At 67.7% G+C, this 18,872-nt stretch carries 11 protein-coding genes; 8 read left to right on the top strand and 3 right to left on the bottom strand.

Annotated features, from left to right (window positions below; all coding sequences use genetic code 11):
• Positions 1-1,040 (top strand): DNA polymerase Y family protein (locus tag DPV74_RS27575; protein ID WP_162923149.1); only part of this gene is annotated, 1,040 nt, incomplete at its 5' end.
• Between the two features lie 6 nt (positions 1,041-1,046).
• Entirely contained in the window at positions 1,047-4,250 is a 3,204-nt protein-coding gene (locus DPV74_RS27580) for an error-prone DNA polymerase (protein ID WP_091923788.1), read from the top strand.
• 74 nt (positions 4,251-4,324) lie between these two features.
• Here DPV74_RS27580 and DPV74_RS27585 read toward each other — a convergent pair whose 3' ends face one another.
• Genes DPV74_RS27585 through DPV74_RS27595 form a run of 3 tightly spaced genes read right to left on the bottom strand, consistent with a single transcriptional unit; the run spans position 4,325 to position 10,208 of the window.
• Positions 4,325-5,776, bottom strand: coding sequence for a short-chain fatty acid transporter (locus DPV74_RS27585; protein WP_119338336.1), 1,452 nt, complete (start codon positions 5,774-5,776; stop codon positions 4,325-4,327).
• A gap of 25 nt (positions 5,777-5,801) precedes the next feature.
• Entirely contained in the window at positions 5,802-6,737 is a 936-nt protein-coding gene (locus DPV74_RS27590; RefSeq protein WP_119338332.1) for an ornithine cyclodeaminase family protein, read from the bottom strand.
• A 24-nt stretch (positions 6,738-6,761) separates the two neighbouring features.
• Positions 6,762-10,208, bottom strand: a complete 3,447-nt coding sequence (locus tag DPV74_RS27595; RefSeq protein WP_119338333.1) for a molybdopterin-dependent oxidoreductase — start codon at positions 10,206-10,208, stop codon at positions 6,762-6,764.
• A gap of 183 nt (positions 10,209-10,391) precedes the next feature.
• Between DPV74_RS27595 and DPV74_RS27605 the strand changes: the two genes are divergently transcribed.
• From DPV74_RS27605 to nagE, 6 genes are all read left to right on the top strand, one after another.
• Positions 10,392-11,303 carry a LysR family transcriptional regulator gene (locus DPV74_RS27605; RefSeq protein ID WP_027789078.1) on the top strand — a complete coding sequence of 304 codons (912 nt, stop codon included), beginning with the start codon at positions 10,392-10,394 and terminating at the stop codon, positions 11,301-11,303.
• A gap of 458 nt (positions 11,304-11,761) precedes the next feature.
• Positions 11,762-12,496: a GntR family transcriptional regulator gene (locus tag DPV74_RS27610; protein WP_027789079.1), complete on the top strand. Its 735-nt coding sequence runs from the start codon at positions 11,762-11,764 to the stop codon at positions 12,494-12,496.
• 99 nt (positions 12,497-12,595) lie between these two features.
• The gene (nagA, locus tag DPV74_RS27615; protein WP_059695054.1) at positions 12,596-13,699 is read left to right on the top strand and encodes an N-acetylglucosamine-6-phosphate deacetylase; all 1,104 of its coding nucleotides are present in this window, start codon (positions 12,596-12,598) and stop codon (positions 13,697-13,699) included.
• Entirely contained in the window at positions 13,692-14,699 is a 1,008-nt protein-coding gene (locus DPV74_RS27620) for an SIS domain-containing protein (RefSeq protein ID WP_027789081.1), read from the top strand. The genes nagA and DPV74_RS27620 overlap by 8 nt, the downstream gene beginning before the upstream one ends.
• Before the next feature lie 15 nt (positions 14,700-14,714).
• Positions 14,715-17,297 (top strand): phosphoenolpyruvate--protein phosphotransferase, encoded by a 2,583-nt coding sequence (gene ptsP, locus DPV74_RS27625; RefSeq protein ID WP_119338334.1) that lies wholly within the window; start codon positions 14,715-14,717, stop codon positions 17,295-17,297.
• An 87-nt stretch (positions 17,298-17,384) separates the two neighbouring features.
• Positions 17,385-18,872, top strand: a 1,488-nt coding sequence (nagE, locus tag DPV74_RS27630; protein WP_119338335.1) for an N-acetylglucosamine-specific PTS transporter subunit IIBC, incomplete at its 3' end; no start/stop codon positions are given.

The following is an 18,872-nucleotide window of genomic DNA, read 5'->3' on the forward strand; positions in this document are numbered from 1 at the left end:
CGCGCGTGTCGGCCCGTGCACGCATCCGGCGCCGCGTCGCCGGCGAGGTGTCGCTCGTGCGTTCGCTCGACAGGCTGCCGTGCGTGCTGCTGCCCGATGCGCGTCCGTATGCGGGCTGGTTCGACGGCCTCGGCTGCCGCACGCTCGCCGACCTGCGCAACCTGCCGCGCGCGGGGCTGCAGCGCCGCTGCGGTCCCGCGTTGCTGGCCGCGCTCGATCGCGCGTACGGCGATGCGGTCGAGCCGCTCGCATGGATGGCGGTGCCGCCGGTATTCGACGTGCGGCTCGAATTGCCGGAGCGCGTCGAATACGCGGAAGCCGTACTGTTCGCCGCGCGGCGGCTCGTCGTGCAGCTGTGCGGCTGGCTGGTCGCGCGGCAGCTGTCGCTGGCCGCGATGACGTTCGATCTCGAACACGAGCGCGGCCGCCAGGCCGTGCCGCCGACGCCGCTCGAACTCGCGTTCGCCGCACCCGTGCGCGACGAGACGCACTTCATGCGGCTGCTCGGCGAGCGGCTCGCGCGCGTCGAGTTGCCGGCCGCGGTGATCGCGGTGCGTCTGAAGGCCACGCGCGTCGAATCGGTCGCGCCGCCGGCCGACGATCTTTTCCCCGAGCCGGGCGGCACGAAAGAGACGCGCGCGCGGCTGTTCGAGCTGCTGGTCGCACGGCTCGGCGCGGAGAACGTGCTGCGCGCGGCACCCGTCGCCGATCACCGGCCCGAGGCCGCGAACCGCTGGCTGCCGCTCGATGCGCAGGCCGGCAAGCCGGCCGGCGGGCCGCCGGCCGTGCCGCCGAGGCCCGCGTGGTTGCTGGACGAGCCGCTGCCGCTGTTGATGCGGGGGGAGCGGCCGGTATTTCATACGCCGCTCAGGATGATGTCGTCGGTGGAGCGGATCGAGGCCGGGTGGTTCGATGGCCAGCTCGCCGCACGCGATTACCACGTCGCGCAGGACGAAACCGGTGCGTGCTACTGGGTGTTCAAGGAGCGGGCAGCGAGCGAGGCCGAGCCGCGCTGGTTCCTGCACGGCCTGTTCGGGTGAACGGTCATGGTTGCGGAATTCAGCTGGCTGCCCGATTACGCGGAGTTGTTCTGCCGTTCGAACTTTTCGTTCCTGCATGGCGCGTCGCATGCGGAAGAACTGGTCGAGCGTGCGGCGGAACTCGGCTATCGCGGGATCGCGATCACCGACGAATGCTCGCTCGCCGGCGCACCGCGCATGCACGTCGCGGCGAAGGCGAAAGGGTTGCCGCTCGTCATCGGTTCGTACTTCGAGGTGACGCCGGACGATGTTCCGCCGGGCCACGATCCGGGCCCCGGCGCGTTCGGGCTCGTGCTGCTCGCGCAGAATCGGGAAGGCTACGGCAACCTGTCCGAGCTGATTTCGTGGCGGCGGATGGAAGCGCCGAAGGGGACTTACACGCTGACGTCGCACATGCTGTCGAGGCCGCCCGAGGCATTCGCACACCTGCGCGGCATGCCCGACTGCTTCGCGATTCTCGTGCCCGCGTACCCGGTGCGGGCGGACGTGCTCGATGCACAGGTCGCGTGGTTTCGCGCGACGTTCGGCGAGCGTGCACGGCTCGGGCTCGTGCAGTTGCAGCGCGCGCTGGACGGTGCGCAACGCGAGGAGATTCGTGCGGCCGGCGAGCGGCGCGGCGTGCGCATCGTCGCACTCGGCGACGTGACGATGCACCGGCGCTCGTGCAAGGAACTGCAGGACGTGATGACGGCGATTCGTGTCGGGATGCCTGTCGCGGAATGCGGTTATGCGCTCGCGCCGAATGCGGAGCAGCATCTGCGTGCGCGCGGGCGGATCGGGAAGCTGTTTTCGCCGGAGGAGATCGCGGAAACGTGCGCGATGCTCGACGGCTGCAATTTCTCCCTCGATGACTTGAAGTATGAATACCCGCTCGAACTCGTCCCGCGCGGGCATACGCCGACGAGCTACCTGAAGCAGGAGACCTGGGCGGGTGTGGCCCGGCGTTACTGGAATGGTGTGCCGGAGAAAGTAGCCAGGCAGATCCGGTATGAACTCGCCCTGATCGCGAAACTGAAATACGAGCCGTTCTTCCTGACCGTCTACGACATCGTCAAATTCGCGCGCAGCCAGAACATCCTGTGCCAGGGGCGCGGCTCGGCGGCGAACTCGGTGGTCTGCTATTGCCTCGGCATTACCGAGGTCGATCCCGATCAGAGCACGATGCTGTTCGAGCGCTTCATCAGCGCGGAGCGCGGCGAGCCACCCGATATCGACGTCGATTTCGAGCATCAGCGCCGGGAAGAAGTGATCCAGCATATCTACGAGAAGTACGGGCACGATCGCGCCGCACTGGCGGCCGCCGTATCGACTTATCGCCCGCGCGGCGTGCTGCGCGAGACCGGCAAGGCGCTCGGTGTCGATCCGGTGCTGGTCGATCGCGTCGCGAAAGCGCATCGCTGGTTCGACGGCAGTCGCGACCTGCTGCAGCAATTCTCGACGACCGGGCTCGATCCCGAGACGCCGCTCATCCAGGCGTGGGCCCGGCTCGCCGCGAGGCTGCTGAACTTTCCGCGCCACCTGTCGCAGCACTCGGGCGGCTTCGTGATCAGCCGCGGCAAGCTCACGCGGCTCGTGCCGGTCGAGAACGCGGCGATGGACGGGCGGCGCGTGATCCAGTGGGACAAGGACGATCTCGAAGCGCTCGGGCTGATGAAAGTCGACGTGCTCGCGCTCGGCATGCTGTCGGCGCTGCATCGCGCGTTCGACATGCGCACCGCATGGCGAGGCCCGCCGAAGGCTGACGGCAAGCCGTTCACGTTGAAGCACATTCCGAAGGATGACGACGCAACTTACGACATGATCTGCCGCGCCGACACGGTCGGCGTGTTCCAGATCGAATCGCGCGCGCAGATGTCGATGCTGCCGCGTCTGCGGCCGCGCACTTATTACGACCTGGTGATCGAGGTGGCGATTGTGCGGCCGGGGCCGATCCAGGGCGGGGCAGTGCATCCTTATCTGAAGCGACGCCAGGGCATCGAAAAGGTCAGTTATCCCAAGGAGGACCTGAAGCCCGCGCTCGAACGGACGTACGGCGTGCCGATCTTCCAGGAACAGGTGATGCAGATCGCGATGATCGCGGCCGGCTTCACGGCCGGTGAGGCCGACCAGTTGCGTCGCGCGATGGCCGCGTGGAAGCGCAAGGGCAATCTGGAGCAATATCACGGCAAGATCGTCGACGGGATGCGCGAGCGCGATTACCCGCCCGAGTTCGCCGAACAGATCTTCGAGCAGATCAAGGGCTTCGGCGATTACGGTTTCCCCGAGAGCCACGCGGCGAGTTTCGCCAAGCTGGCCTACGCCAGCAGCTGGCTCAAATGCCACGAACCGGCGATCTTCCTCGCCGCATTGCTGAACAGCCAGCCGATGGGTTTCTATCCGCCGTCGCAACTCGTGCAGGACGCGAAGCGGCACGGCGTGCAGGTCCTGCCGATCGACGTCACGCAAAGCGGCTGGGAGGCATCGCTCGAAGCGCTGCCCGGCCAGCCGCCTCCGCACGGACAGCCGGCCGTCCGGCTCGGGCTGTCGCTCGTGAGCGGTCTGGGAGAAGCCGCTGTCCGCAGGATCGAAGCCGCACGCGCGGCGGGCCCCTTCGACAACGTCGACACTCTCGCCCGTCGCGCGCAGCTCGAGCGCCGCGATCTCGAGGCGCTCGCCGCCGCGAACGCGCTCGCGACCCTCGCCGGCCACCGCCGCGATGCGCTGTGGCAAGCGGTTGCCGCAGCACCCGAGCGCGACCTGCTCGCGACCGCCCCGATCGACGAAGCGGAGAAGCCGGCACTCGGCGCGCCGTCGGAGGCCGACGACATCCTCGCCGACTATCACACCACCGGCCTCACGCTGAACCGTCACCCCGTCGCGCTGCTGCGGCCCGAGCTGCGTGCGCGGCGGCTGTCGTCCGCGGCCGAATTGCACGACCGGCCCGACGGCCGGCTCGCGCGCGCGTGCGGGCTCGTGACCGCGCGGCAGATGCCGGGCACCGCGAAAGGCGTGATGTTCATGACGCTCGAGGACGAAACCGGCTGCGTGAACCTGATCGTCCGGCCCGAGCTGCTCGCGCGGCAGCGCCGCGAAACCCTCGATTCGCGGCTGCTCGCCGTGTCCGGCGTGTGGCAGGTCGCGAGCGACGTGAGGCACCTCGTCGCGCAGCATTTCGAGGATCTGACGCCGCTGCTCGGTGGCCTGCGCACGTCGAGCCGCGAGTTCCACTGATGCCAGGTGCACCGCGCGCGGCACGACCGGCGTGAAGCCGATCGATCGTCGTGATGCCGTGAGCGCGTCGCGCGTTACGGCATGACGGGCGGATGGTAGGCGAGTGTGCCCGCGAGTGCCCAGAGCATGAAGATCACGAGCGGCAGGTGAACCGCGAGTTGCGTGAACGTGAAACCGACAATGTCGCGGGCACGCAACCCGAGCACCCCGAGTAGCGGCAGCATCCAGAACGGATTGATCAGGTTCGGCAATGCCTCGGCAGCGTTGTAGACCGTCACGGCCCAGCCCAGATGAACCTGCAGCAGTTTCGCCGCCTCGATGACGTACGGCGCCTCGATGATCCACTTTCCGCCGCCGGACGGCACGAAGAACCCGAGCACGGCCGAATACACGCCCATCACTGCGGGAAACGACGCATGCGACGACATCGCAACGAAGAAATGGGCGAGGTGATCGGAGAGCGGCAGTCCGGCGGGCGCCGCCGCCTTTGTCAGGATGTAGGCGATCCCGCCGTACAGCGGAAACTGGATCAGCACACCCGCAACAGACGGCACCGAACGCGCGACGGCATTGAGGAATCGTCTCGGCCGCCAGTTCAGCAGCATGCCCAGCAGCAGGAACAGAAAGTTGTACGTGTTCAGATTCGAGATCGCGATCAGCGGATTCTTCGTCGTGAACTCGTGCCAGGCCCAGATCGCGCCGATCGCCACGATGGCAATGGTGACGAGCGGACTGTACTCAAGCCAGTCCCCCGGGCGGGTCGGACGTGCGAGCGTCGCATGGCTTTCGTCGAGATGAATGCCCAGCTCCGCCGCGGTTTTTGCCCGTGTGTCGTTGGGCGCGGACAGATACGCGATCAGCAGCGACGCGCCGGTCAACACGGCGGCCATCAGCATCGACTGCGGGAGAAAGATCGTCTCGGTGAAGGGAATGACGCCGGAGATGGCCAGCAGCGCCTTGGGCAGGCTGTCCGGATTTGCCTGCAATTGCGAGGCGGATGAACTCAAGCCCAGCGCCCACGTCGCACCCATCCCGAGATAGGCCGCCGCGCCCGCTGCCCGGTAATCCATGCGCAGATCGGTGCGGCGGGCCAGCGCACGGACCAGAAGGCCGCTGAAGATCAGGCTGATCGCCCAGTTGAATAGCGATGAGACGATACTGACGAGCGCAACGAACGTTACCGATGCGCGCCCGGACGACGGCAGGCGTGCGAGCGCATCGATCAGCCTCGACGCGGGCGGCGACACCGCGACGACATAGCCCGAGATGGCGACGATCGCCATCTGCATCGTGAACGGGATAAGACTCCAGAAGCCATCGCCGAACGCAACGCCGATCCGCGTGACCGGCGCACCGGCTGCCAGTGCGCCCACCGCCACGATCACCACGGCGAGCGCGGCGAAGATATAGGCGTCCGGGAACCACTTTTCCGACCAGCGTGCCATGCCCGCGGCCATCCGCTCCAGCATGCGTTCACGGTCGACCGCCGGCGTGTCGCAGTCCTGCACGTCCATCAGCTCTTTCATTTCGATCTCCTTGCCCGTCACGGCTTCAGTTTGTCTTTTCAACTATTTGAACCGCCGCGGCCAGATCCTCGAGTGCGGTGCCGACCGCCTTGAACACGGTGCGCTGGCTGTCGTTCGTCCGCCCCTGTGCTTCGCCCCGGCACAGCGCCGTCAGCGTCCGGTTCAGGCGGTCGGGCGCAATGACGTTGCGCGCGAGCGGACCCAGAAGGTCGCCGGATTTCTGCGGTGCCTCGTCCGTATCGACATAAATCTCCGCCTGCCGGAAGCAATCGTCGTCGGCTTCGCGCATGCGCGGCGTAAAGCTGCCGATCAGGTCCAGGTGCGACCCCGGTGCGAGCCACGCGCCGCGGACAATCGGTTCCGTCGCAAGCGTCGCGCACGTGACGACGTCCGCGCGACGGATGCTTGCCTCGAGGTTCGTGACGGGTGAGGCATCGAAACCGAGCCGGGTCAGCCCGTCGACCAGTCGTGCAACCGCGTCGCGATCCCTGTCCCAGACCTCGACGACCGAGATCGGCAACTGGCTGCGATAGGCGGGCGGAACCAGGCTGCCGACCCGGCCGGCCCCCATCAGCACGAGGCGCGACGCATCCGGGCGGGCCAGATAGGTCGCGGCCAGCGCAGACGCAGCCGCGGTGCGGCGCGACGTGATTTCGTTTCCGTCCAGCTGCGCAAGCGGCTGGCCTGTCCGCCCGTCATAGAGCACGTAGGTCGAGTGCAGTCCGGGCAGGCCGTGTCTCGCATTGCCCGGGAAGATGTTGACCGTCTTGATGCCCAGGTAGCCGTTGTCTTCCCACGCGGGCATGATGAGCACCGTGCCTTCGTCTTCGCCGTCGGCATGGAGTGTGTGCGCGTGGCGAAGCGGGACGTGGCAGCCGTCGATGAACGCGTGTCGCAGGCGTGCGACCAGCGATTCGAAATCCAGTGCGTCGCGTGTCGCGACGGCGTCGAAAAATTTCATGGTGAACCTTTCCTCGAACGGGGGTTATGCGTCGATGCTGACGTCGGTGGCCGGAATGGCCTGGCAGGCGAGGCACATGTCCGGTTCGTCCGGTCCATGCCCGCTCGAATGCGTGACTTCGCCCGATATGACCTTGACCGCGCAGCTCTCGCATTGCCCGACCCGGCAACCGCTCGGCAATGCGATGCCGAGACGTTCCGCGAACGACAGCAGGCTGCCGTCGCGAGCTGTCCAGGTGGCCGTGCGACGCGATCGCGCGAACTGCACCGCGTATTGCTTCGACGGGTCGGGCGTCGGCCTGGACGGTGACCTGAACGCCTCCTTGAAGATGTCGAACGGCGGTACGCCGCGCTCGATCAGTCCCGACGCAATCGCCTGCATCATCGGTTCGGGGCCGCACAGAAAAAAACGCGCGCGCCGCCGGATCAGGTCGTCGTCGACCACGTCGGCCGACAGGTAGCCGAGCATCTGATAGTCGTGTCCCGGCGTTTCGTCGTGCGGCTGGTTGTAGCAGTTGACGACCTCGAGCGTCGGCAGCCGCCGCTTCAATGTCTCGATGCGTTCGCGGAACGCGTGGGTCGTGCTGTTCAGGTTCGCATAGAAGAGTCTCGACTCCGGCGCGCGGTCCGCCTGATCCCGGATCGATTCCAGGTACGAGATGAAGGGCGTGATGCCGATGCCGCCGGCGAACATCACGACCGGCTGCCGCGATGCCGGCGGCACGACGAACGTCCCGCCGGGCGCACCGAGCAACACGGAGTCGCCGACCTTGAGCGTGCCGTGGATGTACGACGACATCGCGCCTTCGAACGCCGTGCCGTCGCGGGTCCGGCCTTTCTGGTGGCGTACCGAGATGGAATACGTGCGGCGATCGTCTTCGCGGGCGGCGCCCGTCAGCGAATAGGCGCGCGTCGTCCCGCCGTCGCCGAGCGACGGGACATGCAAGCTCACGTGCTGGCCGGGCAGATAGTCCGGCAGTGCGCCGCCGTCCGCGGCGCGAAACGTGACGGTTCGCACGCCGCTCGCTTCGTCGCGCATGGCGGATACGACAAAATCCCGCAGGCCTTTCCACGACCGGCGCGACGGATCGACCGACGGGTCGAGCCTGATGCGGCAACGCACGGAACGCAGCGGCGACGATCCGCTGACCGGATCGAGTTTCGTCGCCGAGACGAGGCGGTTGAAATTGCTGTTGTCGCGCCCGTCCACCGGGAGCGCATCCTGGCCGACCTCGTCGCAGGCTTGCCACCAGCCGTATTCGGCCACGATCACGTCGCGGGCGAGTTCCGGGACGACGCGTGCCTTGAAGCGCGCCGAGCCGTTCGTCGTTTCGATCAGGCACCAGTCGCCGTCGACGATGCCGTGTTCCGCCGCGCGTTCGTCATTGAGTTCCGCTACCGGGTACGGCGCGCGGCGACGCAGGCTTGGCAGGCCGCGATGCTGGCTGTGGCAGTAGTACCCGTTCTTCGTCGAGGTCAACGTACACGGGAAGCGACGGCGATTGTCCGCCCGCGCATCTTCGCCGTGCTGCGGCGGTACGTACCGTGGAACGGGCGGGTAGCCGTGACGATGCAGTTTCTCGGAGTACAGTTCGACACGCCGCGTCTCCGTGTTGAAACCGCGCACGCCGTCGGGTGTCGCCGCCGCGTACTGCCGCTCGTTTTGAGGCAACGGCCTGACGATGCCTTCCGGATGGGCGCGCAGCGACGCAACGTCCAGCCCGAGCGGTTCGAGCACGTGATTCCATCCCGCCTCGATGCTGCCGCCGAAGAATGTGTCCCGCATGCCGAGTCGCACGGCGAGGTCGAAGACGATGTCGTAGTCCGCGCGGCTCTCTCCTCTCGGCGGCACCATGCGCTGCCTGAGCTGCACGAGTTCGACCGCGCGCTCGTCGATCTCGAAGCCGAGACGCAGGCCTTCCCGTTCCCACGGTGTGTTCACGGGCAGCAGGATGTCCGCATAGCGTGACGACGGTGTTTCGAAGAGATCGCAGTGAACATGAAAGTCGAGCGCGCAGAGCGCGTCGTGCGCGACGCCGCCATCCGCCTGGGACAGCACCATGTTCGTACCGAACGCGACCAGCGCACGGACGCGGTAGGGCTCGCCGTCGAGGATGGCGCGATAGACGTCGCGCGCCGTGACCCAGCCTTGCGACGGCGGGCCGAGCGGTCGATCCGCGAGGCCGAGCGCTTTTGCGCGTTGCTGCGGGTTCAGCATCGCGTAGCTGCTGACCGGGTTGGCCGGCTGCTTCGTCCATTCCCGATTCGAGCCGCGCGTGTCGAACGCACCCGTCAACGCATACAGCGTCGCAATCGCGCGCTCGGTCTGGGTGGCGTTGGTGTGCATGCCGACGCCCGACCACGCGTGATAGGCGATTGCCTGATGCGGCCGCAGCATTCGGGCGGCTTCGACGATGTCGGCTGCGTCGACCCCGGTGATCGTCGCCGCATGTTCCGGCGTAAAGGCGTCGAGCGCCGCCGAATAGAGGTCGAAGGCCGGTGTGCATGCCACGTGCATGTTGTGCCCGGCCGAATCCCGGACCGCCACATGGCGGACGCCGGTCATCAACAGATCGGAAGGTCGGGTCGCGGTTTCCTCTCCGGCCGGTTCCAGCCGGTCGAGCGTCGCGTTCCAGAGCACGTACCGGTTGCCCGGCGCATCGCCGTCGATGTCGCGCTCGCGCAGAAACCGTCCGGTGTCGGCACGCACGAGCAACGGGCCGTTCGTCCATTCCCGGACGAACGCATCGTCGACGTTGCCGGTCGCGATCATCTGCCGTGCGATCGCCATCGCGAGCGCGCCGTCTGTCCCGGGATTCACGCGCAGCCACAGATCGGCCTCGCGTGCGAGTGCGGTCGGCCGCGGATCGACGACGATCAGCCTGGCCCCGTTGCGGCGGCCCTTCGCGATGGCGTCGGCCTGCGCCAGCCAGGTGTTGGCGGGATTGTTTCCCCACAGCACGATGAGCTCGGCATTCCGGTAATCCGCGGCTGGAATGCCGCAGCCGAACGTAAAGGCATGCGCGCTGTCCTTGTGCCAGTTGCAGATCTCGGTCGCATAGCAAATGTTCGGGCTCCCGAATGACCAGACGAATCGCTCGACCCAGTCGATGCTGTCGCTCATCGGCGTTCCGCTTGGCGTGGTGACGCCAAACGCGACCGACTCGGCCCCGTTTTCCCGTTTGAAATGAGCAAGACGTTCCGCGATCTCGGAGAGCGCTTCATCCCAGCCGATGCGTTGCCAGCCGGGATCGGCGGCATCCTTCGGGCGCGTGCGCCGCATGGGATGCAACACCCGATTCGGATGATGTACGAGTTCGGGCGCGGCCTTTCCCTTCATGCACATCGCGTGGCCGGTCGGATGCGTGTCGTCGGGGCGGACCTTGATCATCGTGTCGCCGCGCACGACGTTGATCGTGCCGCAGCGCGACCGGCACAACGTGCAATAGCCTTTCTTTTCCTGCGTCTCCATCGGTTCGCATCGTCCACGTCATGTTTGCGACTATGCTAGGAAGCGGAGGCAGCCATGACAAATTCATCCTTTCGATGGTCCGATATATATTGAATCAATACCTCGGCCGTCGATCCGACGTACCGTCAGCCCCCTCGGGGCAACGCTGATCCTGCGCTGCCCGGACTTCCCGGATCCTTTCCCGTGAACACGCACATCACCCTGCGCCAGATCGAATACTTCGTCTCCGTTGCCGATACGGGGCAAATTTCGAAGTCGGCCAATCTCTGTTCGGTGTCTCAATCGTCGATGACGATCGCATTGAGGAAACTCGAGGATTCGGTCGGCGTCACGCTGCTTCTGCGTCATGCGAAAGGCGTCCGTCTGACACCGGCCGGCGAGCGATTCCTGCGTCATGTGCAGCACGCGACGATGTCCATCGACCGCGCCGTTTCAGCCGCGCAGGAGGACCCCGAGCAGATCTCGGGGCATGTCCGTATCGGGATGACCGAAACCATCTCGGCGTATCTGATGCCGTCGCTGATGTCCGCCATTTCGCGGCGGTTCGGCAACCTGGGCGTGAGCATCGTCGAAAACGAACGCGAAGCTATCGAGGAGATGCTGGCCGACGATCGCCTCGATATTGCGCTGCTGCTGGTGTCGAACACCGCGGAAGTCGACGACCTGAAATACGAGACGATTCTTCGTTCGCCGCGCCGGTTGTGGACCCATCCGGATCATCCGCTGCAGGACGCCCGTCGCGTCACCCTCGAAGACGTCGCGCGCGAGAACTATCTGCTGCTGGACATGGACGAGCACCTGCGAACCGTCGGCAAGTACTGGGGAAGCTACGGGATCACGCCGAACGTCTGGATGCAGAGCAAATCGATCGAGGCCGTGAGAAGCCTCGTCGCGCTCGGGCACGGGGTGACCATCCTCTCGGACCTCGTGTACCGGCCCTGGTCCCTGGAAGGCAACCGGATCAGTCGCCGCAATCTCAGCGTGACCGTGCCGACGATGGACGTCGGCGCGGTGTGGCGACGGGGCGGAGCGACGTCGACGCCATGCCGTGCGCTGCTGGATCTGTTCCGCTCGTGGAAAAGGACGGCCGAGTAGGGCAGGGCCTTCGGGCATCACGGTCGTGCCGGATGCGGATCTCGAGCCGGCGGACGACCGCGCGAGAGTCGGCTGCGGTAAACGTTCGTCCCGTCCGCGATTGCAGGGTGTGTGCCCGCGGCCTTTCCCGTGCCGGCCGGTCCACGTGTCCCCGTCGTATCGGCACCCCGACGCCGATGCATACCAGTCGGCCAAACTGGTTCTATTCCGGTATCGTTTCCATCCCTCCAAACCCGGCAAATCCGGCGCTTGAACTGTCCCCTTGCATACCAATCCGGGTAAATCCCTATCCCGCATCGCATTGTAAACAAAGGATTTCTCGCTACTAAAACGCTTGCCGGGCAAGGCTTTCGGCGATTTCCGCGTCGTTAATACCAGTTCGTTGACTGGTATTATGGTGGTTATATAATGCCCTCACTTTCGACGGCCCGAGGTCGTCGTCCGACACCCGGAGGCACATGGAAACCGGCTGGTCCGAACTGGCGCCCGATCCCCTCAGCGATACGCCGCTCTATCTGCAGCTCGCCCGCAACCTGGCGAGCGCGATCCACGCCGGCGCGTGGCGGGCCGGCGAGGCGCTGCCGTCGGAGCGGCTGCTGTCGGTGTCGGTCGGCGTATCGCGGATCACGGCCCGTCGCGCACTCGCGCTGCTGGTCGAGCAGGGGCTGATCAAGCGGGCGCGCGGGGCGGGCAGCTTCATCACGCCGCGCGTCGCCGATCCGCTGTCGCGCCTCGTCGGCTTCACCGCGAAGATGAAGCAGCGCGGCTTCGTGCCCGATTCGGTGTGGCTGTCGCGCACGCTGCGCGCCGCGAGCCGCGACGAGATCACGCATCTCGGCCTCGCCCCCGGCGCGACGGTGGCGCGGCTCGAACGGCTGCGCCGCGCGGACGGCATCGTGATGGCGGTCGAGCACTCGACGCTGCCGGCCGCGGTGGTGCCCGATCCGCAGGCGCTCGGTGCGTCGCTGTACGAATACCTCGACGCGCGCGGGATGACCGTCGTGCGCGCGCTGCAGCACTTTCGCGCGGCGAACGCGACCCACGCGATCGCGAAATGGATGGCGGTGAAGCCGGGCTCGGCGCTGCTGGTGATCACGCGGATCGGCTACGGTGCCGACCAGCGCGCGATCGAAGTGAGCGAAACGTATTGCCGCGACGATTACTACGACTTCGTCGCCGAACTGAAACGCTGACGCGCGAGACTCGCCCGCGCGCGACAGCCGTGAAGCAACGACACGGAATTGCAAATCACGACGCGGATACCCGCGTCACCAGATCATCAAGAGAACGTCATGCTGACTGGAAACATCCTTACCCCCGACGGCTGGATTCACGGTTCGCTCGATAGCGAGAACGGCCGCATCACGACACTCGACGGCACGCCCGTCGATCCCGCGAAGAACGACGCGCCTTACATCCTGCCCGGCTTCATCGACCTGCACGTGCACGGCGGCGGCGGCGCCGACGTGATGGAAGGCGGCGACGCGATCGAGACGATCGCCCGCACGCACGCGCAATTCGGCACGACGAGCCTGCTCGCGACGACGATGACCGCGCCGCGCGACGAACTGATGAAAGTCGTCGGCAATCTCGGCAGCGTCGCGCGTACCCGCACGCCGGGCGGCGCGCGCGTGCTCGGCGTGCACCTCGAAGGCCCGTACATCAACCCCGGCAAGCTCGGCGCGCAGCCCGACGCGGCCGTCTCGGCCGTGCTCGACGAAGTGCTGAAGTACCTGTCGATCGCGCCGATCCGCGTCGTCACGCTCGCGCCGGAAATCGCCGGCCACATCGAGATCATCGGCGAGATGGCCGCGCGCGGCGTGCGCGTGCAGCTCGGCCATTCGCTCGCGACCTACGACGACGCGGTGGCCGCGCTCAAGCACGGCGCGTGCGGCTTCACGCACCTGTTCAACGCGATGTCGCCGCTGCATCACCGCAACCCCGGCCTGGTGGGCGCGGCGCTTGCTCACGCCGAATACGCGGAAATCATTCCCGATCTGCTGCACGTGCACCCGGGCGCGATTCGTGCGGCGCTGCGCGCGATCCCGCGCCTGTACGTCGTGACCGACAGCACGTCCGCGACGGGCATGCCCGACGGCGAATACCGGCTCGGCAGCCAGCACGTGACGAAGTGCCTCGGCGGCGTGCGTCTCGCCGACGGCACGCTCGCCGGCAGCACGCTGACGATGGACCAGGCGCTGCGCAACCTCGTGTCGCTCGGCCTGCCGATCGCCGATGTGTCGAACCGGATGTCGCGTTATGCGGCCGACTACCTCGGCATCGCCGATCGCGGCCGCCTCGAGCGCGGCGCATGGGCCGACCTCGCGGTGTTCGATCGCGACCTGAACCTCACCGCGACCTACGTCGAAGGAGAATCGATTGTCGAATATGCTTAAGGAAGCGCGCGAGTCCGCCCAGGTCGTCGCCGCGCAGATCGCCGACACCACGCGCGTCGAAGCGCTCGCCGGCCAATTGCTCGATCACCCGCCGGCCGTCGCGCTGACGGTCGCGCGCGGCAGCTCGGATCACGCCGCGAGCTATTTCGCGAGCCTGACGATGAGCCGCCTCGGCGTGCCGGTCGCGTCGCTGCCGATGTCGGTCGCCACGCTGCAGCAGGCGCCGCTGAAGGTGCAGGACCAGCTCGCGATCGCCTTCTCCCAGTCGGGCAAGAGCCCCGATCTCGTCAACACGATGGCCGCGCTGCGCGAAGCCGGCGCGCGCACCGTCGCGGCCGTGAACGTGCTGCCGTCGCCGCTCGCCGACGCGTGCGAGCACCAGTTGCCGCTGCTCGCCGGCCCCGAATTGTCGGTCGCCGCGACGAAGAGCTATATCGCGATGCTGTCGCTGTCCGCGCAGATCGTCGCGTACTGGCAGCGCGACGCCGCGCTGATGACCGCATTGCGCGGCCTGCCCGACGTGCTCGCGCAGGCCGGCCGGCTCGACTGGTCGCAGGCCGTCGCCGCGCTGGCGGGGGTCGAGCGGATGATCGTGATCGGCCGCGGCCTGGGCCTCGCGATCGCGCAGGAAGCCGCGCTGAAGCTGAAGGAAACCTCCGGTATCCAGGCCGAGGCGTTCTCGAGCGCCGAAGTCCGTCACGGCCCGATGGAGCTGATCGACCGCGACTATCCGCTGCTCGTGTTCGCCCCGCCGGGGCCCGAGCAAGCCGGCCTGCTGCAGCTCGCGCAAGACATGCGCGCACGCGGCGCCGCGGTGCTGCTCGCGGCGCCCGCCGGCACGCCCGGCGCGACCTTGCCGCTCGCGCAGTCCGCCCATTCGGCGCTCGACCCGATCGCCGCCATTCTTTCGTTCTACGTGATGGCGGCGGATCTCGCCGTCGCGCGCGGCCGCAACCCCGACACGCCGCGCCACCTGAACAAAGTCACCGAAACGCACTGATAGCCGAGACAGCCGATGAGACGCGCCGAGGAGTCCCAGTTGAAGAGTTCCACCCATGATCAGATCGTCCTGCTCAGTCCCTTGACCGGGCCGATCGTCGCGCTGGCCGACGTGCCCGATCCGGTGTTCTCCGGCGGGATGTTCGGCGACGGCATCGGCATCGACCCGCTCGCGGGCCAGCTCGTCGCGCCGTGCGCGGGCGTCGTGTCGCATCTCGCGCGCACCGGCCACGCGGTGACGATCACGACGCCGCAAGGCGCGGAAGTGCTGCTGCACATCGGCATCGACACCGTCGAGCTGAACGGGCAGGGCTTCACCGCGCACGTCGAGGCCGGCGAGCGTGTCGAGGCGGGCGCGCTGCTGATCGAGTTCGACCAGGACGCGGTGGCGCGCAGCGCGCATTCGCTCGTGTCGGTGATCGCGATCGCGAACTCGGATGCGTTCGAGGTCGTCGATCGTGCCAGCGGCTTCGCGACGGCCGGCAAGACGCCGCTGCTCGCGCTGCGCGGCAAGGGCGAAGCGGCTGCGCAGGCGGCACAAACCGGCGCAGCGGCGCATCACGAAGTGCGCCGTGAAATCGTGCTGGCCCAGCCGGGTGGCCTGCACGCACGGCCGGCCGCGCGTGCGCGCGAAGCCGTGCGCGGGTTCGACGCGACCGTCGACGTGCTGTTCGACGGCCGCAAGGCGTCGATCACGAGCGTCGTCGGCCTGCTCGGCCTCGGTGCGGGCGAAGGCGCGACGGTCGAACTGGTCGGCCGTGGCGCGCACGCGCAGCAGGCCGTCGATGCGGTCGAGCACGAGCTGCTACGCGAAGCACACGGCGAAGTCGAGGAAAAGCCGGCACGGCTGAGGTCGCCCGCGCCGCAGACGGTTGCGCGCAACGTCGGCGCACCAGTCGACCCGAACACGCTCGCGGGCGTGTGCGCGGCACCCGGCATCGCGGTCGGCACGCTGGTGCGCCTCGACGATGCGGAGATCGTGCCGCCCGAGCAGGCCGCCGGCACGCCCGCGTCGGAAAGCCGCCAGCTCGACCAGGCGCTGAAGGCCGTCGACGCCGAACTCGACGAAACGGTGCGCAACGCATCGGCGCGCGGCGCGGTCGGTGAAGCGGGCATCTTCGCGGTGCACCGCGTGCTGCTGGAAGACCCGACGCTGATCGACGCGGCGCGCGACCTGATCAGTCTCGGCAAGAGCGCGGGCTTCGCATGGCGCGCGACGATCCGCACGCAGATCGACACGCTGTCGAAGCTCGACGACGCGCTGCTCGCCGAGCGCGCGGCCGACCTGCGCGACATCGAGAAGCGCGTGCTGCGCGCGCTCGGTCATGCGAACGGTGCCGCGCGTGCGTTGCCCGACGAAGCGGTGCTCGCGGCCGAGGAATTCACGCCGTCCGACCTGTCGTCGCTCGATCGCCAACGCGTGACCGCGCTCGTGATGGCGCGCGGCGGCGCGACGTCGCACGCGGCGATCATCGCGCGCCAGCTCGGCATTCCGGCGCTGGTGGCGGTCGGCGATGCGCTGTACGCGATCCCGGACGGCACGCAGGTCGTCGTCGATGCGAGCGCGGGCCGGCTCGAACATGCACCGACCGCGCTCGACGTCGAGCGCGCGCGGCACGAGCGCCAGCGCCTGGACGGCGTGCGCGAGGCGAACCGGAAACTGGCGGGGGCTGCGGCCGCCACCGTCGACGGGCGCGCGATCGAGGTCGCCGCGAACATCGCGACGCTCGACGACGCGAACACCGCGGTCGACAACGGCGCCGACGCGGTCGGCCTGCTGCGTACCGAGCTGATGTTCATCCATCGCCAGGCCGCGCCGACGGTCGTCGAGCACCAGCAGAGCTACCAGTCGATCGTCGACGCGCTGCAGGGCCGCACGGCGATCATCCGCACGCTCGACGTCGGCGCCGACAAGGAAGTCGATTACCTCACGCTGCCGCCCGAACCGAACCCGGCGCTCGGCCTGCGCGGCATCCGTCTCGCGCAGGTGCGCCCCGACCTGCTCGACGATCAGTTGCAGGGCCTGCTCGCGGTGAAGCCGTTCGGCGCGGTGCGCATCCTGCTGCCGATGGTGACCGATGCGGGCGAGCTCGTGCGCCTGAAAAAGCGCATCGACGAATTCGCGCGCGCCCAGGGCCGCACCGAGCCGGTCGAGGTCGGCGTGATGATCGAGGTGCCGTCGGCCGCGCTGCTGGCCGACCAGCTCGCGCAGCACGCGGATTTCCTGTCGATCGGCACCAACGACCTGACGCAGTACACGCTCGCGATGGACCGCTGCCAGGCCGACCTGGCCGCGCAGTCCGACGGCCTGCATCCGGCCGTGCTGCGCCTGATCGACATCGCGGTGCGCGGTGCCGCGAAGCACGGCAAGTGGGTCGGCGTGTGCGGCGCGCTCGGCGGCGATCCGCTCGCGGTGCCGATCCTGGTGGGCCTCGGCGTGACCGAGCTGTCGGTCGACCCCGTATCGGTGCCGGGCATCAAGGCGCGTGTGCGCCGTCTCGATTACCAGTTGTGCCGTCAGCGCGTGCAGGATCTGCTCGCGCTCGACTCGGCACAGGCGGTAAGGGCAGCAAGTCGCGAGGTCTGGCCGCTCGACTGAGCGTCGACGGCAGGTTCGCGACCCGTATTACGACGAAGGCAATCAGCTCAACGACGCTTAACGACGAGACAAGGATTGGAGGACTGAATGAACGGGAATCCGTTTCTGAAAATACAGGGCCTGGGCCGGGCGCTGATGCTGCCGATCGCGGTATTGCCGGTCGCCGGCATCCTGCTGCGACTCGGCCAGCCGGACGTGTTCAACATCAAGATGATCGCCGACGCCGGCGGCGCGATCTTCGACAACCTGCCGCTGCTGTTCGCGATCGGCGTGGCGGTCGGTTTCGCGAAAGACAACAACGGCGTGGCGGCACTCGCGGGCGCGATCGGCTACCTGATCGAAACCGCGATCATGAAGGACATCGATCCCAAGCTGAACATGGGCGTGCTGTCCGGGATCATCGCGGGTGTCGTCGCGGGCCTGCTGTACAACCGCTACAAGGACATCAAGCTGCCGGACTACCTCGCGTTCTTCGGCGGCAAGCGGTTCGTGCCGATCATCACGGGGCTGGTGTGCGTGGTACTCGGCATCGCGTTCGGGTACGTGTGGCAGCCGGTCCAGCATGCGATCGACGCGGCCGGCCAGTGGCTGACGACGGCGGGCGCGATCGGTGCGTTCGTGTTCGGCTTCCTGAACCGCCTGCTGCTCGTCACGGGCCTGCACCACATCATCAACTCGCTCGCGTGGTTCGTGTTCGGCAACTTCACGCCGCCCGCCGGCGGCGAGATCGTGCACGGCGACCTGCACCGCTTCTTCGCGGGCGACCCGACCGCGGGCACCTTCATGGCCGGCTTCTTCCCGATCATGATGTTCGGCCTGCCGGCCGCGTGTCTCGCGATGCTGCACGAGGCACCGAAGGAGCGCCGCGCGATGGTCGGCGGCCTGCTGTTCTCGATGGCGCTCACGTCGTTCCTGACCGGCGTGACCGAGCCGATCGAATTCAGCTTCATGTTCCTCGCACCGGTGCTGTACGTGATCCACGCGGTGCTGACGGGGCTGTCGCTCGCGATCTGCCAGATCCTCGGCGTGAAGCTCGGCTTCACGTTCTCGGCCGGCGCGATCGACTACGTGCTGAACTACGGGCTGTCGACGAAGGGCTGGATCGCGATCCCGCTCGGCATCGCGTACGGCGCCGCGTATTACGGGCTGTTCCGCTTCTTCATCCGCAAGTTCAACATGGCCACGCCGGGCCGTGAGCCGGCATCGGCCGACGCGGCCGCGGAATCGTACGCATCGGGCGGCTTCGTCGCGCCGGCGGCGGGCGCCGCTGCGGCTGCGCCGCGTGCGCAGCGCTACATCGCCGCGCTGGGCGGAGCCGGCAACCTGTCGGTCGTCGACGCATGCACGACGCGCCTGCGCCTGACCGTCGTCGATCCGGAGAAGGTCTCGGAGCCGGAACTGAAGTCGATCGGCGCGCGCGGCGTGCTCAAGCGCGGCGGCAACAGCGTGCAGGTGATCATCGGGCCCGAGGCGGACATCATTGCCGACGAGATGCGTGCCGCGATCGGCAGCGGCGCGACCGGTGCCGCGTCGACGGCGACGGCCGCCGCGGCGCAGCCCGTCACGGGGGCGGCC

This window comes from Burkholderia sp. HAN2018 (assembly GCF_024704855.1).
In the GTDB taxonomy this organism is placed as follows: Bacteria; Pseudomonadota; Gammaproteobacteria; order Burkholderiales; family Burkholderiaceae; genus Burkholderia; species Burkholderia cepacia.